1 protein-coding gene is annotated in these 520 nt (G+C 57.5%); it reads left to right on the plus strand.

What is annotated here, in order from left to right; all coding sequences use genetic code 11:
• On the plus strand, positions 1–225 hold a 225-nt coding region (locus tag AC1DUR_RS25820; protein WP_477722393.1), incomplete at its 5' end, for a putative sulfate exporter family transporter.
• Positions 226–520: the final 295 nt, after the last annotated feature.

The raw sequence follows: 520 nt of genomic DNA on the forward strand, positions 1-520 counted from the left end.
TCATCATCAATCATCATCAACTCCATGGGCGGCGTACCGGCGGCGGTGCAAACCGGCCTGAACGATGTCTCGCGTGCCTGTTTGGTCGTTGCCATTGCGGCGCTGGGCGTGAAGACTTCATTCAGGCAACTGGCCCGCGCCGGCTGGCGCCCCTTTGTGCTGCTGCTGGTCGAAACGCTGTGGATGGCCGCATTTGTTCTGGCCGCCATCCTGTTGCGCCACTGAAAACGATGGCCTGCCCCGGTTTTTTCACGCACACCCTCATCGACAAGCCGTATTAAGGCGAATGGCACTTACTTTGGCAGGTTGGCCTTCGGCGACGTGCGTAAGTGCTTGAAAGCAAAGGGAGATGGCTGACCAAAGGGTCGATAGGATGGTTGTTTACGAAGCACCCAAACCATCTTCCCAAAGGCCAGCCACCATGGATCGTAATGCCCAAAGCGTCTTGCATCAACGTTGCAGCAGCATTGGACGCCGGGCGAGATCGACCCAGGCGGTGGAATTCTTCAACGTTCTGACG

This window comes from Polaromonas sp. P4_F4 (genome assembly GCF_056401355.1).